This is a genomic window from Kitasatospora sp. NPDC056273 (genome assembly GCF_042268845.1).
Classification (GTDB): domain Bacteria; phylum Actinomycetota; class Actinomycetes; order Streptomycetales; family Streptomycetaceae; genus Kitasatospora.
Window position 1 is genome coordinate 48,602 of sequence record NZ_JBHJSJ010000035.1, and the last position, 14,661, is coordinate 63,262.

General features: G+C 75.3%; 13 protein-coding genes. 10 read left to right on the forward strand and 3 right to left on the reverse strand.

The features are described from left to right. Nucleotides 1-230: 230 nt before the first annotated feature. Nucleotides 231-1,262, forward strand: coding sequence for a DUF4232 domain-containing protein (locus tag ACFCY1_RS27025; protein WP_375876339.1), 1,032 nt, complete (start codon nucleotides 231-233; stop codon nucleotides 1,260-1,262). Between the two features lie 381 nt (nucleotides 1,263-1,643). On the opposite strand, the gene ACFCY1_RS27030 is transcribed toward ACFCY1_RS27025, so the two are convergent. Further along, a complete protein-coding gene (locus ACFCY1_RS27030) occupies nucleotides 1,644-2,660 on the reverse strand; it encodes a helix-turn-helix domain-containing protein (protein WP_375876340.1) in 1,017 nt (338 codons plus the stop codon). A gap of 349 nt (nucleotides 2,661-3,009) precedes the next feature. On the opposite strand from ACFCY1_RS27030, the gene ACFCY1_RS27035 reads away from it, so the two are divergent. Continuing rightward, nucleotides 3,010-3,525: a hypothetical protein gene (locus tag ACFCY1_RS27035; RefSeq protein ID WP_074005383.1), complete on the forward strand. Its 516-nt coding sequence runs from the start codon at nucleotides 3,010-3,012 to the stop codon at nucleotides 3,523-3,525. 94 nt (nucleotides 3,526-3,619) lie between these two features. On the opposite strand, the gene ACFCY1_RS27040 is transcribed toward ACFCY1_RS27035, so the two are convergent. Next, a complete protein-coding gene (locus tag ACFCY1_RS27040; RefSeq protein ID WP_375876341.1) occupies nucleotides 3,620-4,432 on the reverse strand; it encodes a GntR family transcriptional regulator in 813 nt (270 codons plus the stop codon). Between the two features lie 208 nt (nucleotides 4,433-4,640). Between ACFCY1_RS27040 and ACFCY1_RS27045 the strand changes: the two genes are divergently transcribed. The 4 genes from ACFCY1_RS27045 to ACFCY1_RS27060 all read left to right on the forward strand — a co-directional run bounded on the left by ACFCY1_RS27045 (nucleotide 4,641) and on the right by ACFCY1_RS27060 (nucleotide 8,814). Continuing rightward, complete coding sequence (locus ACFCY1_RS27045) at nucleotides 4,641-6,197, forward strand: alkaline phosphatase family protein (protein ID WP_375876342.1); 1,557 nt, start codon at nucleotides 4,641-4,643, stop codon at nucleotides 6,195-6,197. Between the two features lie 210 nt (nucleotides 6,198-6,407). Next, nucleotides 6,408-7,418, forward strand: a complete 1,011-nt coding sequence (locus ACFCY1_RS27050; RefSeq protein ID WP_375876343.1) for an aldo/keto reductase — start codon at nucleotides 6,408-6,410, stop codon at nucleotides 7,416-7,418. 39 nt (nucleotides 7,419-7,457) lie between these two features. Beyond that, nucleotides 7,458-7,877, forward strand: a complete 420-nt coding sequence (locus tag ACFCY1_RS27055; RefSeq protein ID WP_074005387.1) for an SRPBCC family protein — start codon at nucleotides 7,458-7,460, stop codon at nucleotides 7,875-7,877. 157 nt (nucleotides 7,878-8,034) lie between these two features. Further along, nucleotides 8,035-8,814: a hypothetical protein gene (locus tag ACFCY1_RS27060; protein WP_375876344.1), complete on the forward strand. Its 780-nt coding sequence runs from the start codon at nucleotides 8,035-8,037 to the stop codon at nucleotides 8,812-8,814. Between the two features lie 51 nt (nucleotides 8,815-8,865). On the opposite strand, the gene ACFCY1_RS27065 is transcribed toward ACFCY1_RS27060, so the two are convergent. Continuing rightward, nucleotides 8,866-9,507, reverse strand: coding sequence for a hypothetical protein (locus ACFCY1_RS27065; RefSeq protein WP_117484956.1), 642 nt, complete (start codon nucleotides 9,505-9,507; stop codon nucleotides 8,866-8,868). Between the two features lie 134 nt (nucleotides 9,508-9,641). Here ACFCY1_RS27065 and ACFCY1_RS27070 point away from each other — a divergent pair, with 134 nt between their 5' ends. The 4 genes from ACFCY1_RS27070 (at nucleotide 9,642) to ligA (ending at nucleotide 14,640) form a co-directional block, all read left to right on the forward strand. Then, nucleotides 9,642-9,842, forward strand: coding sequence for a hypothetical protein (locus ACFCY1_RS27070; protein WP_375876345.1), 201 nt, complete (start codon nucleotides 9,642-9,644; stop codon nucleotides 9,840-9,842). Nucleotides 9,843-9,902: 60 nt separating this feature from the next. Then, entirely contained in the window at nucleotides 9,903-11,414 is a 1,512-nt protein-coding gene (locus ACFCY1_RS27075; protein WP_375876346.1) for a phenylacetate--CoA ligase family protein, read from the forward strand. Continuing rightward, a complete protein-coding gene (locus ACFCY1_RS27080; protein WP_375876347.1) occupies nucleotides 11,415-12,464 on the forward strand; it encodes a hypothetical protein in 1,050 nt (349 codons plus the stop codon). A gap of 112 nt (nucleotides 12,465-12,576) precedes the next feature. Continuing rightward, the gene (gene ligA, locus ACFCY1_RS27085; protein WP_375876348.1) at nucleotides 12,577-14,640 is read left to right on the forward strand and encodes an NAD-dependent DNA ligase LigA; all 2,064 of its coding nucleotides are present in this window, start codon (nucleotides 12,577-12,579) and stop codon (nucleotides 14,638-14,640) included. Nucleotides 14,641-14,661 lie beyond the last annotated feature (21 nt).

The following is a 14,661-nucleotide window of genomic DNA, read 5'->3' on the forward strand; positions in this document are numbered from 1 at the left end:
TCCCGCCGAGGGCGGTGGCGGGGTGGGGGGCGGGGGGGGGGGGTGTCCGGGGGGGTGCCCTTCCCCGCCCCTCGCCCGGGCCCCCCCGGCGGTCGCCCCGGCGGGGGGCCCCGGCCATACGGGTCGGCGCCCGAGGCCCGTCCGCCAGGGGCGCGGACCGTGGCAGGACTGTTGCCCGTGAAGTGGCGCAGCTCACTGCCGTCCGGTGCGGGGCGTGATCGACTCGACCGATGCGCCAGCCCTCCCCGCCCCGCCGCCCGTTGACGGCCCGGCACCCCGCCGCGTCCGCCGTGGCCGCCGCCACCGCCGCGTTCCTGCTCGCGGGCTGCGGCACCGCGACGACCGCGGCCTCCGGCGGCGGTCCGGAGGGCGCCGGCGGTCCCCGGCCGTGCGGCAGCGCGCCGCCGAGCGCGCCCGGTGTGCCGCAGCCGACCGCGCTCGCCCAGGGCGGGGCGCGGATCACCGCCGTCGGCCGCACCTGCTTCGAGTACGAGGTGATCAACCCGAACGCCGAACCGTACGACTACACCGTGGTGTTCAACGGCCCTGATCCGGACCGGGGCGCGGCGGTGTTCGGCGGCCCGGGCGGGGGAGGGAACCTCACCCGGACCGTCACCGGGCTCGCCCCCGGCGCCACCGAGAAGGGGCGGATCGACCTGGCCGTGTCCGGCGCGACCGGGCCGGGCTCCCGCCCGGGCGCGCCCACCCTGGGACGGTCCGACAACCCCCGCCCGCCGAAGCCGGAGCTCCTCCGGGTCCGCAGCGTGCCCACCGCCGAGGCGCCCAGTGCCGGCGGCCCCTGCCCGCCCTCCGGCCTGCGGCTGTACGCCGACGAGGGCAGCGCCGCGATGGGCCTGCGCGCGGTCGGCCTGCACCTGCGCAACTGCGGGACGGCCACCGTCACCCTCGACGGCTACCCGCAGGTGCAGCCGCTCGACCCCGACCACAAGCCCCTCGACGGCGTGCGGATCCTGCGCGGCGGCGCCGAGATCGCCTCCGGAACCGGCGCGGACAACCCGCCGCAGAAGATCGCCCTGGGGCCGGGGGAGGGCGCCCGCGCCACCCTGGTGTGGCGCAACACCACCGAGGCCGGCGCCGGGGACCCGCAGAACGCCCCGTACGTCCGGGTGCGCGCCACCGCCGACGCGGCCCCCGTGATGGTCGTCCCGGAGCTCGACCTCGGCACCACCGGCCGCCTCGGCGCCGGCGCCTGGGCCCGGGAGGACGCGAACGACAAGCCGTCGCCGGATCCGAGGCCCTGAGGCCCTGAGGTCCTGGAGAGGGAAGGACGGCCCGGCACGCTCCCCCGTGGCGTGCCGGGCCGTCGGCGCGTAAACGGAACGAGATGTTCCGCCGCGCGGTGTTCACTCGTGGAGGATGCCAGGGAGACGCCCCCGCCGTGTTGGCACCGAGTCGACAGTCCTTGGCACTGGGTGGACAGGTGCGGCCTTCCGGCCCGTCCGTGCGCGCGGGGTGCTCGCGGTGCGGGGTTCTCGGGGGGCGTGGGTCGGCCGGCGGCCGGTGTTGTGCAGGAGGCGCAGCACCGCGTCGGTGTCCAGGCCCTCGCAGGCGGCGTCCATCGCGGCGTAGAGGGACTCCTCGATCCCGACGGCCCCGTCGGCGGGGCCGTGCCGCCCGTGCGGCTAGCCGCCGGCGCCCCCGGCCAGGGTCTGCCGGCGGTGCTCGCTGGGGGAGAGGCCGTACGCGGTCTTGAATGCGCGGCTGAACTCGGCGGCGCGGGGCAGGCCGCAGCGGGTGGCGACGGCGTGGACGGGCAGGTCGCGCAGCGCGGGGTCGGCCAGGTCGCGGCGGGCCCGCTCCAGCCGGCGGCGGCGGACGAAGGCGGCGACGGTCTCGCCGCCGGACTGCCGGGTGAACAGGCGGTGCAGGTAGCTGACCGAGATGTGGTGGGCGGCCGCGATCACGGCGGGGGTCAGCTCCGGGTCGTGCAGGTTGCGTCCGACGAAGGCCCGGACGTTCTCGACCAGGGCCCGCTGCCGGGTGTCGTCGGGTACGGCGGCCTCGGCGTCCAGTTCCCGGGCGAGCCAGGTGGCCACCAGGTCGACCACGATGCCGCCCAGCCGGGGGGTCTCGACCGGGCCCAGGACGGCGGCCTGCCGGTCCAGGCCGACGAGGAACTCCGAGAGCAGCGCGCAGGCGCCCTCCCGGGAGGAGAAGCCGCGGCCCAGCAGCTCGTGCACCCGGTGCGGCGGCAGCGGCAGCAGGGCGGTGGGGAAGTCGACGCCGACGGCCTCGATCCGGCGCTCCGCGGGCGCCTGGGCGCGGGAGCCGAAGGCCCGCAGGTCGAAGGAGTGGGAGCTGTCGAGCATGTGCAGGTTGCCGGGCCCGAAGGTCTCGGTGCGCCCGCTGCCGGGGGTCAGGACGAAGCCGCCGTCGAGCAGCAGGGTCAGGTGGAACACCCCGAGGTCCGAGCGGCGCACCCGGCGCTCGGTGCGCTGGAAGCGGGTCGGCGGGAAGGAGGTCCGCAGGAGGGTCACCGGCCCGAGCTCCAGGCGCCGCATCTCCGCCCGGAAGTCGTCGGAGTGGTCGCTGGTCACCTCGCTGTCCCGGGTGCGGCTGACCAACTCCCGCCAGCACTCGAACCGTTCCCTCTCGGGTACGCCCTCGCCGCGGAACACGCTCGCCGTGCTCGTGGTCACTGTCCGCCCTTCCCGTCCGGGGTCCGTCCCCTTCCCTGCCCGGTCGGGCTCCCCTTCCCCACCAGGTGTCACCGGCCCCTCGCAGCCGGTGACACCGAAACCTACAAGGTCAGGCCCGGTGTCCTCCGCCCGGGGGCCCGGAGCCCGGCCGCGCTCCGCCCGGGGCGGCCGTCGCCCGCCGGGAAATCCGGTGAACCGGCCGTCCGCCACTGCCCGTTGGCATGAACGCAGGGGCCCGACAGGCCCTGCTCCCATCGGAGGGCGGCGTACGGGGCGCGTCCCGTACCGCCGTCGACGAGACCGTGCCGCGGCCGGCCAGGAACCGCGCCGCAGCGGAAAGAGGGGAACGATGAGGAACACCGGAAGGACCAGGCGCACGCTCGCCTTCGCCGGCGCCGCCCTGGCGCTGGCCTCGCTCACCGGGCTGACGACGGCCACCAGCGCGTCCGCCGACGTCAACAGCGAGTGGAACTGTTCGCGCAACCCGAGCGGCTGGGACCACATGAACTGGGGCAGCTGCCTGCTGCCCGGTGACTCGCTCGTCTCCGCCAACGGCGCCTACCGGCTGACCTACCAGACCGACGGCAACCTCGTGGAGTACGACCGCTACGGCACCGCGATGTGGAACACTGCCACCTTCGGCGGCGCGGGCAAGGCGATCATGCAGTACGACGGCAACTTCGTCGTCTACGACACCTTCAAGAACGCCAAGTGGGCCACCGGCAGCGGCTTCGGCTGCAACCCCAGCGCCAACTGGGTGCGCATGCAGAACGACGCCAACATCGTCGTCTACCGCCCGCACGACAACAGCAGCCCCTGGGTCCCGGTCTGGTCCTCGCAGTCCGGCCGCGTCGGCACCTGCTGACACCCACCCGGCCCGTGCCCGGCACCTGCTGACACAGCCGGGCCCGTGATACCCGCCCCCGGCGGCCGCACCCCTGCGGCCGCCGGTGCCGGCGTCAGTTCCCCCGCGGCCGCTCCGCCTCCGTGGCGCCGCCCACCCGGGGGGCGCCGTCCGGGGCGCCGAGGGCGAGGGTGAAGCTGAACCGGTCGCCGCGGTACAGGGAGCGCACCTGCTCCAGCGGGCGCCCGGCGGCGTCCAGGCTGCGGCGGTGCAGCAGCAGCATCGGCAGTGCCGGCGGGGTGCCGATCAGCAGCGCCTCGCGCGGGGTGGCCAGTACCGTCTCGATCCGCTCCTCGGCGGCGCCCAGGCGCACCCCGTGCTCGCGCAGGTAGCCGTAGAAGGACCCCTCGGGGTCGAAGTCCCGGTCCAGCGCGGGCACCCGGGCCACCGGCACGTACGTGGACTCCAGCCCGACGCGCTCCTCGTCCGCGCGCAGCACCCGCTCCAGGTGCCACAGCGGCTCGCCCTCGGGGACCTCCAGCAGCCGGGCCACCGCCGCGTCGGCGGGCAGCCGGTCCAGGCCGATCAGGGTGCGGCCGGGGCGCAGGCCCTGGCGCGAGACGCCCTCGGTGTAGCTGCTCAGGGACAGCGGCTGCTCGATCTTCGGCCCGGCCACGACCGTGCCCCGGCCCTGCCGGCGCAGCCGGCCCTCCAGCAGCAGCTCGCGCAGTGCCTGGCGCACGGTGGCCCGGGCGACGCCGTGACGCTGCGCCAGATCGGCCTCGGTGGGCAGCCGCCCGCCCGGGCCCAGCTCGGCGACCAGCTCCTCCAGCCGCGCCTTGACCAGGTAGTACTTGGGCACCCGGCCGTGCTCGGGGACGCCGGCGCGGGCCGCTTCGGGGCCGGCCCGGGAGATGGGGTGGTTCACCGCGCAAGCCTACCGAGCGCCGCCCGGGCCGCACCGGGCCGCGCCCGGCGCCCCGGGGCCGTTGATCACGGAAGCGTAACGGGTCTGGTCTGAATTTCCGCGGTTGTTCATACAACCGTGGATCCGGCGAGGGCCCGTCCTCGCCCGCCCGGCGCATCCTCACTCCCGGTGCAACTGCACCGCACTGACGACCAGTTGGGAGCCCTCGATGCGCACCTCCCGCACCGCCGCCCTCGCCGCCGCCACGGCCCTCGCCGCCACCGCCGCCGCGCTGATCGCACCGACCACCGCCGCCACGGCCGCCGCCCCCGCCGCGACCGGGGCCACCACCGGGGCCGCCGCCGGTCCGTACCAGGGCCTGCCGAACGGCACCAAGCAGGCCAAGACCCTGGTCATCGGCGTCGACGGCACCCGCTACGACAAGCTGCTCACCGCCGACGCCCCCGCCCTCAAGGCCCTGATGGCCGGCGGCATGACCGCCACCAGCAACCTCTACGCCAACCCGCTGGCCCCCACCCTCTCCGGCCCCGGCTGGTCGACCATCGCCACCGGCGCGTGGCCCGACAAGCACCAGGTGAAGGACAACAGCTTCACCGGCTCCCGCTTCGACCTGTTCCCCGACTTCGCCACCCGCCTGGAGAACGCCGACCCCACCACCTCCACCCTGGTGATCGGCTCCTGGAACCCCATCGCCGGCAACGTCTTCAACGGCCGCGCCGACCTGCGCCTCCAGGAGAGCGAGAACGACACCAAGACCGCCGCCGACGCCGTCGACTACCTCGCCCACGGCAACCCCGACACCACCTTCCTGCACTTCGACCAGGTCGACGAGGCCGGCCACAACCACGGCGGCACCAGCCCCGAGTACGCGGCCGCCCTGCACTCCGCCGACGCCCTGGTCGGCCAGGTCCTCCAGGCCGTCAAGTCCCGCCCCACGTACGCCTCGGAGGACTGGCTGATCGTCGTCACCACCGACCACGGCCACACCGACGCCGGCGGCCACGGCGGCAACAGCGCCAACGAGCGCCAGACCTTCCTGATCGCCAACGGCACCGGCTACGCCCCCGGCTCGCGCCGCTACGACGTCAAGCCCGTCGACATCGCCCCCACCGTCCTCAAGCACGAGGGCGTCGCCCTCGACCCCGCCTGGAAGCTCGACGGCCGCCCGATCGACGAGATCGCCCCCGACGCCTTCGACGCGCTGCGCCCGAGCCTGCAGGCCCGCGCCGACGAGAGCGGCATCCCGGCCGGGGTGAAGGGCTGGACCCACACCCCGCCGGCCGGCTGGAGCATCGACAACTCCCGCATGCCCAGCGGCGGCGTCACCGAGTGGCGCGGCTGGACCTTCGCCACCGACGAGTTCTGGACGGCCGCCCAGCTCGGCCAGTCCCGCGAGACCAACGTGCGCGCCCGCAACGTGTTCGCCGTCGCCGACTCCGACGAGTGGGACGACAAGGCGCACGGCGCCGGCCAGTTCGACTCCACCCTGGTCGGCCCCGCCTACCCGGTCTCCGGCGCGAGCCGCGGCGTGCTGTCCTTCGCCACGAACTACAAGGTCGACGGGCCGCAGACCGGCGACGTCTACGTGGTCTTCGACAACGGCGCCCCGCAGCTGGTGAAGTCCTACCGCAGCGACCTCAACACCGTCGAGAACCTCCCCGTCACCGTCCCCGCCGGCGCCACCACCGCCCGCTTCCAGTTCCGCTACACCGGCACCAACAGCGCCTTCTGGACCGTCGACCAGGTCTCCTTCACCGCCTCCTGACCCGGGCGGCGGCGCGGGCGGGGGAGGGGCACCGGGCCCCGCCCCCGCCCGCGGCCGTAGACGGCGGGATCGGCCCACCCCTTGCATTGCCACGCGTATGCAACTATTGTTCCTGCATGTAAGGCGCGTTTGCACTAATCCTTCGGTGCGGACGCAACCCTCGGCGGGTCCCCACCCCACGACGCCCGCCCGCTCCGCAAAGGTACTGACATGTCCCTGAAGAACATCCTCCCCGGCAAGCTCGGCTTCGGCACCGCCCCGCTCGGCAACATGTTCCGCGCGATCCCCGACGCCGAGGCCCTGGCCACCGTCGAAGCCGCCTGGGACCAGGGCGTCCGCTACTTCGACACCGCCCCCTTCTACGGCGCCGGCCTCTCCGAGGAGCGCCTGGGCGAGGTGCTGTCCACCAAGCCGCGCGACGAGTACGTCCTGTCCACCAAGGTCGGCCGCGTCATCCTCGACGAGCTGGAGGAGGGCGCCCGCGACCTCGGCGAGAAGGGCGGCCTCTTCGAGCACGGCAACCCGAACAAGATGCTCCACGTGTGGACCGCCGAGGCCACCGAGCGCTCCGTCGAGGACAGCCTCAAGCGCCTCGGCACCGACCGCCTGGACATCGTCTGGGTCCACGACATCGCCCAGGACTTCCACGGCGACCAGTGGCTCGCCAAGTTCGAGGAGGCCCGCACCGGCGCCTTCCGCGTCCTGTCCCGCCTGCGCGACGAGGGCGTCATCAAGGCCTGGGGCCTGGGCGTCAACAAGACCGAGCCGATCGAGCTCACCCTCGCCCTGGACGAGCCCAAGCCCGACGGCTTCCTCCTCGCCGGCCGCTACACCCTCCTCGACCACGACCACGCCCTCCAGCGCCTGCTGCCGATGGCGCAGGAGCAGGGCGTCGACATGGTCGTCGGCGGCCCCTACAGCTCCGGGATCCTCGCCGGCGGCACCCACTTCGAGTACCAGCAGGCCCCCGCCCACATCATCGAGCGCGTCACCGAGCTCAAGGCCCTGGCCGCCAAGCACGGCGTCTCCATCAAGGCCGCCGCCCTGCAGTTCTCCCTCGCCCACCCGGTGACCGCCGCCGCCGTCCCCGGCGCCACCAAGCCCGGCCGCATCGCCGAGGACGTCGCCGCCCTCAACGAGACCGTCCCGGCCGCGTTCTGGCAGGAGCTGCGCGCCGCCGGCCTGGTCAGCCCGGCCGCCCCGCTGCCGAACAACGCCTGACCACCCCCGCTCCCCACCGCAGTGACAGGAGAAACGACCATGGCCTCCACCTCCGTCAGCCGTACCGTCCCCGCCACCCCCGAGAAGGTCTGGAGCCTCATCGGCGGCTTCGACGCCCTGCCCGACTGGCTGCCCTACATCCCCGAGAGCACCGCCTCCGAGGGCGGCCGCGTGCGCAGCCTGAAGAACCCCGAGGGCGACGTCATCGTCGAGCGCCTCGTCGACTTCAACGAGACCGAGCGGCAGTACAGCTACGCCATCCTCCAGGCCCCGTTCCCGGTCGACGGCTACGTCTCCACCCTCCGCGTCCACGCCGTCCCCGGCCGCGCCGACCTCGCCGAGGTCCAGTGGTCCGGCCGCTTCAACCCCGTCGGCGCCACCGAGCAGGAGGTCGTCGACCTGTTCACCGGCATCTACGCCGACGGCCTCGACGCCCTGGCCCGCACCCTCGCGGGCTGACCCGGGGCACCGCGCACCGGCGGCGCGGCGGTCCGGACACCTGGGGGATCGGGTGTCCGGGCCGCCGCGCCGCCGGCGTTTCCGCCCGTCCCCGCCGCTCCGACCTGCCCGGCCCCGCCCCGCGGGCCGTACGGGCGGCGGGCGTAGGCTCCCGCCGGTGACACCAGCACCGACACCCCCTGCCGAGGCCGGACAGCCCGTCGAGCCCGTCGAGCCCGGCCCCGTCTGGGCCCCGCTGACCCGCGCCACCGCCGTCGACCGCGCGACCGGCCTCGCCTGGTTGTCCGGGCTCGGCCACAACCGCGCGGCCCCCGCCGGCCTGCTCCTGCGCCTCCTGGACGCCGGCGAGCACCACTTCCTGGACCGCGACGACCTGCCCGACGGAGTCCTGGACGCCGCGATCGCCCACCCCGACCGGCGCGTGCGGATGGGCGCCGCGGAGAGCGGCCGGCTGTCACCGGCCCAGTGGGAGCGGCTGATCGCCGCCACGCCCGGGGCGGCGCTGCGCGAGCTGTTCGCGGAACTGGCCGAGGGGCCGGGCCGCCCGCGCGACCACCCCCACTTCCCCCGCCAGGGCCTGCTGCGCCTGGCCGCCGACCCGAACCCGCGCCTGCGGGCCCTGGCCCTCGACGACCCCGCCGCCACCCCCGCCCACGTCGAACGGGCCGCCGCCGACCCCGACCCGGCCGTCCGCCGGGCCGCCGCCGCGGACCCCCGGCTCGCCCCCGCCACCGCGGCCGCGCTCGCGGCCGACCCCGACAGCGGCGTGCGGCACTTCGCCCGCGTCAACCCGGCCCTGCCCCCGGAGGAGCTGGTGGTGCTGCTGCTCGACCCGTGCCGGGCCGACACCGCCGCCAGGAACCCCGCGATCCCCGCCGCCGTCCTGCACCGCATGGCCGACCTCGCCATCCCGCACGCCGCCGTACCCCGGCGCTGACCCGCCCGGGGCCGGTCCTGGGCACGGACCGGCCCCGGGCGGGGGCGGGGCTCAGTGGCAGACGAGAAGGTTGCGGGCCAGCTCCTGGATGGTGCCGGGGTTGACCGGGGTGTCGCAGGAGACGATTCCCTCCATCTCGGCGTCGAAGGTGCTGTAGGTGGGGTGGGAACCGAAGGCATAGGCCCAGTACCCGTCGCCGGGGTCGCTCCAGGGGCGGTTCACGCAGACGTACTCGTCGGCCTTGCCCTGGATGCGATGGGTGCCCTTGAACACCATGTAGTCGCCGGGGCGGTTGACGTTGTAGGTGACCTTCTGGGACCAGGTGCTGGTGGTGGACTTGCTGGTCTGGACGGAGAAGCCGACCTTGATGGAGACCTTCGCGAAGAACGCGCCAGCCTCGGCGTTGATCTCGGTCGAGGCGTTGAAGGTCGTGCTGACGTTCTCGACCTCGGTCACGGTGGTCTCGACGGAGCCGGTGGTGCCCGGTGCGATGGTGATGCCCTTCCGGTGGGTGAGCACCGGTTCGACGACGGCGGTCGAGACCTCGTACAGCCCGGTCCGGGAGACGCGGGGGTCACATGGGCCGCCCGGCTCGGCCGCGTGGGCCGTACCGGTGGAGAAGGCCGACGCCGCGACGGTCAGGACGGCGAGCGCGGCGGGTAAGGACAGCCGCCGCAGGAACGTGTTCGTCAAGGGGACTCCTCGGGGGAGGGGGTGTCGGACCGTCACGCGGCCGGCACCCGGCATGGATTCGTCAGATCGTGCCCAGAACACCCCCACCGCACACCCACAACACCGAACTCCCCTGCACAAGCGGAAGGTTGGCCGTGCACATAGCCTGTTGCGCACCGCCGGACCGTCCCTATACTGCCGTTGCCCGTAGGCCGGAACCCGGCCCCGGGCATCCGCCGCTGCGCCCGGCCAGGGCGGCCGGCCGCCCGTACGAGGGAGAACCGATCATGGTCAAGCACTACCTCAAGTACGCCTTCAGCACCCTCACCGCCGCGATGTTCCTGCACATGGTCTGATCCGACCGACCCCGGCCGGGGCCGGGTGGCCCATCGTCCGACCCTGGCCTGGGAGTCCGCTTGTTCGCGACCGCGCTGAGCCAACTGCGCTACGGCGCAGCGATCCTGACGAATCGTCGGATCCGACCCCGCGACCTGGAGCGCCTCGCCCGGGACCTGGTCGCCACCATCGCCGAGTTCGGCGAGCCCGGCGAGGACTCCGCCCTGCTGCCCGGCCGCGCGGGACACGTCGACCCGCAGGTTCGGCGCGAGGTGGCCCGCCGCAGCCTGCGCGCCACCGCCCGCTCCGCGGCCCGGCACACCGCCTACTACCGCCGCACCTTCGCCGAACTCGGCCTCGACCCCGACCGGTTGGAGCCCGAGGACTGGTCACGCGTCCCCGTCACCCCCAAACAGGCGCTGCGCGCCCTGCCCGCCGCCTTCGTCTCCGACACCGCCCGCCCCGCCCTGCAGGCGCTCACCACCGGTACCAGCGGCACCCCCACCGCCGTGTGGTTCTCCCGCGCCGAACTCGAGTGCGCCATCGCCTTCAGCACCATCTCCGCCGTGCTCGGCCTCGGCCTGCGCCCCCGCCACACCGTCGCCTACGCCGGCTGCTCCCGCGCCACCCTGTCCCTGGTCAACGCCGAGGAGTCGGCCACCCGCGCCGGCGCCGGCTTCGTCCAACTCGGCACCGTGGCCCCCGCCGTGGCCCTCGACCGCCTCGCGGCCCCGCTCGGCCTGCCCGGCAAGGACCCCCAGGTCACCCACCTCACCACCTCCGCCTCCTACCTGGCCGCCCTCGTCCAGGAGGCCGAACAGCACAAGTGGCGCGACGCCGACTTCGGCCTGGAGTCGATCAGCGTCGGCGGCGAGGTGCTCTCCGCACCGCTGCGCCGGCGCGCCGAGGCCGTGTTCGGCGCCACCGCCACCTCCGCCTACCTGATGACCGAGATCCTGCCCTCCGGCGCCACCCCCTGCACCCGGGGCCACCTCCACCACACCACCGAGTTCGGACACCTCGAAGTCCTCGACCCGCTCACCTGGGAACCCACCGCCTCCGGCGGCACCGGCACCGTCGTGCACACCCCCTACGTGCCCTACCGCGAGTGCACCCTGCTGCTGCGCTACGCCACCGGCGACCTCGTACGCCTCCCCGCCGAGCCGCCCGACTGCGAACTCGCCCACCTGCCCGCCACCTCCGAGATCCTCGGCCGCTGGAACGGCCCGCTCAGCCGCACCGTCACCACCCGCGAGGTGCTCGACCTGGTCGAAGCCGAACCCGAGGTCCCGCTGCCCGCCCGCCACGCCCTCACCGAAGGCCCCGACGGCCCCGACGGACCGGCCCGCCTGCACCTGCTGGTCGACCGCCTGCCCGCCACCGCCCTGCGCGGCCGCCTGGAGGACCGCGCCCGCGCCGCCGGCCTGCGCCTGGCCGACATCCTGCTGTACGAGGACCGCGCCGCCATGCCGCCGACCGCACCCCTGCGCGCCGACCTGTGCGAGCACACCTTCGACACCCTCGGCACCTTCGACGTCCCCGCCGCCCCCGGCACCCCCGCCGCCCCCGACCGTGTCCCCGGAAGGCGCTGAATGACCGTCGACCTCGCCGCCCTGGCCGCCCTCAGCGCCGCCGTCGCCGCCGAGACCGCCCTGGCCGCCTGGTACCTCGCCCGCGTCCGGATGCCCCGCCCCCCGGTCGGCGTCTACACCGGCGGCGACATCGCCGTCCTGTGCGCCGGCGTCGTCCTCGCCCCGCTGCTCTACACCGCCCTGCCCGCGGCCGCCGTCTCCGCCGTCTTCGGCCTCGTCGCCTGCCTCGCCGTCCAGTTCACCCTCGCCCCGCTGCTCGCCGCCACCCGGCTGCGCGCCACCCCCTGGTCCTGGGCCGCCGCCCTCACCGCCACTGCCGCCACCGCGCTCGCCGCCCTCACCGGCCACCCAGCCGCCGCCCGCGCCGGCAGCGACCTGATGATCGCCACCGCCGTCGTCGGCGTCGCCAACCTCTGGACCCAGAGCGGCCTGCGCTCCGGCCACAGCGCCGCCCTGGCCGCCGTCCTCACCGGCTACGACCTGGCCGCCACCACCCTCACCGACACCACCACCCGCTTCTTCGAACAGGTCCAGGACCGGCCCTTCGCCCCCCTGCTCGCCCTCACCGGCGGCCCGGCCCCCGTCGCCGTCGGCCTCGGCGACCTCCTGCTGCTCGTCCTCTACCCGCTCGTCGCCGCCAAGGCCCACGGCCGCACCGCCGCCGCCGTCGCCGCCCTCGTCGGCCTGCTCACCACCAGCGCGGTCAGCGCCTGCTTCGCCGCCGGCTGGCTCACCAGCGGATTCCCGCTGCTCACCGCCCTGGGCCCGCTGATCGTCGCCCAGCACCTGTACTGGCGGCGCCGCACCGGCGGCGAGCGCACCACCGCCCAGTGGCGCGAGGGCCACCAGCTCCCTCTCCCGCTGCCGTCCTCCGTCGGCCACGAGCCCGCCGCCGCCCTCGCCGCCCCCGTCCCCGACGGCACGCCCCCGGGCACCTGGCTCGCCCTCGCCGACGGCCGCGTCCTCGGCACCGGCCCCACCCCCGGCCACGCCCGCCGCGACGCCCGCCGCCACGGCACCGACACCCCCACCACCGCCCGGCTGGTCTGACACCTTCCAGGGCTCCGCCGGCGCGCGTCCCGAGGCCCTGCCGGTACGCGTCCCGAGGCCCTGCCAGCGCAGGACCCGAGGCCCTGTCAGTGCCGGCCGCCATGATTCCCGCATGACCGCCACCGCAGCACCGCTGTCCTCCCCGTCCGCGTACGCCGACGCCGTCGCCACCGCCGTCCGGGCCGCCGCCGCGTACTACACCGACGGCTCCACCCCGCTCGGCGACGACGAGTACGACACCCTGCTGCGGGCCATCGCCGCCTACGAGAGCGCCCACCCCGGCGAGACGCTGCCCGACTCGCCGACCGGCAAGGTGGCCGGCGGCGCCGCGAACGGCGACGTCCCGCACAGCGCCCCGATGCTCTCCCTGGACAACGTGTTCTCCGCCGAGGAACTCGACGCCTGGGCCGCCGGCCTCGAACGGCGCCTGGGCCGCCCCGTCACCGCCTGGTGCGTGGAGCCCAAGCTCGACGGCCTCGCCATCGCCGCCCGCTACCGCGCCGGCCGCCTCCAGCAGGTCGTCACCCGCGGCGACGGCCTCGCCGGCGAGGACATCACCCACGCCGCCGACGCCGTCCTCGGCCTGCCCGCCGAACTCACCGAACCCGCCGACATCGAACTGCGCGGCGAAGTCCTCCTCACCCGGGACCAGTTCGACCACGCCAACCGGATACGCGCCGACCACGGCGCCACCCCCTTCGCCAACCCGCGCAACGGCGCCGCCGGCACCCTGCGGGCCAAGGACCGCCCCTACCGGATCGAACTCACCTTCTTCGCCTACGACGCCATCGGCCCCGACGGCCTCGCCCACAGCGCCCTGCTGGACCACCTCGCCGCCCTCGGCGCCCACACCGCCGCCACCACCGCCGCCCGCCCCCGGCGCTGCGCCGACACCGCCGAAGTCCAGCAGCGCGTCGAGGAGATCGCCGCACTGCGCGCCGAACTGCCCTTCGGGATCGACGGCGTGGTCGTCAAGGCCGACCTGGCCGCCGACCGCGCCGAGGCCGGCTCCGGCTCGCGCGCGCCGCGCTGGGCCGTGGCCCGCAAACTGGCCGCGCAGCACCAGGTCACCCGGCTGCTCGCGGTGGAGTGGAACGTCGGCCGCACCGGCGTCATCGCCCCGCGCGCCGTCCTCGAACCCGTCGTCATCGACGGCGTCACCGTCACCTTCGCCACCCTCCACAACCCCGCCGACATCGAACGGCGCGGCCTGATGATCGGCGACCAGGTCTTCGTCTACCGCGCCGGCGACGTGATCCCCCGGGTCGAGGCCCCGGTGCTCGACGCCCGCACCGGCGCCGAGCAGCCGATCGCCTTCCCCGAGACCTGCCCGCGCTGCGGCGACGCCATCGACACCACCGAACAGCGCTGGCGCTGCGTCCGCGGCCGCGACTGCCAGGCCGTCGCCTCCGTCCTCTACGCGGCCGGCCGCGACCAGCTCGACATCGAGGGCCTCGGCGGCACCCGCGCCGTCCAGCTCGTCGAAACCGGCCTGGTCACCGACCTCGCCGACCTGTTCACCCTCACCCGCGAGCAGCTGCTCACCCTCGACCGGATGGGGGAGACCAGCGCCGACAACCTGCTCGCCGCGATCGCCACCGCCCGCACCCGGCCGCTCAACCGGGTCTTCTGCGCCCTCGGCATCCGCGGCACCGGACGGACCATGTCCCGCCGGATCGCCGCGCACTTCGGCTCCATGACGGCGATCCGGGCCGCCGACGCCGAGACCCTGGCCGGCGTCGACGGCATCGGCACCGAGAAGGCCCGCGTCGTCGCCGCCGAACTCGCCGAACTCGCCCCGCTGCTGGACCGCCTCGCCGCCCTCGGCGTGGGCACCGCCGTCACCGCCCCCACCGCTCCCGCCGCCACGCCGACGGCAGGGGAAGGCGACACCGCCGACGGCCCCGCCGACGACCGGGGCCCGCTCGCCGGCGAGGCCGTCGTCGTCACCGGCAGCATGACCGGCGCCCTCGCCGACCTCTCCCGCAACCAGATGAACGAACTGGTCGAACGCGCCGGCGGCAAGGCCTCCTCCTCGGTCTCCAAGCGCACCACCCTCCTGGTCGCGGGCGAGAAGGCCGGCTCCAAGCGCGCCAAGGCCGAGGAGCTCGGCATCCGCATCCTCACCCCCGAGGACTTCGCCACCCTGGTGGCCGCCCACCTCCTCCCGGTCTGACGGGCCCCTCCCGCGCGGGGG

Excerpts from the sequence above, each read along its gene's own strand:
- ACFCY1_RS27025 (WP_375876339.1), top strand. The coding sequence starts at position 231 with ATGCGCCAGCCCTCCCCGCCCCGCCGCCCGTTGACGGCCCGGCACCCC.
- ACFCY1_RS27080 (WP_375876347.1), top strand. The coding sequence starts at position 11,415 with ATGACCGTCGACCTCGCCGCCCTGGCCGCCCTCAGCGCCGCCGTCGCC.
- ACFCY1_RS27050 (WP_375876343.1), top strand. The coding sequence starts at position 6,408 with ATGTCCCTGAAGAACATCCTCCCCGGCAAGCTCGGCTTCGGCACCGCC.
- ACFCY1_RS27055 (WP_074005387.1), top strand. The coding sequence starts at position 7,458 with ATGGCCTCCACCTCCGTCAGCCGTACCGTCCCCGCCACCCCCGAGAAG.
- ACFCY1_RS27045 (WP_375876342.1), top strand. The coding sequence starts at position 4,641 with ATGCGCACCTCCCGCACCGCCGCCCTCGCCGCCGCCACGGCCCTCGCC.
- ACFCY1_RS27035 (WP_074005383.1), top strand. The coding sequence starts at position 3,010 with ATGAGGAACACCGGAAGGACCAGGCGCACGCTCGCCTTCGCCGGCGCC.
- ligA (WP_375876348.1), top strand. The coding sequence starts at position 12,577 with ATGACCGCCACCGCAGCACCGCTGTCCTCCCCGTCCGCGTACGCCGAC.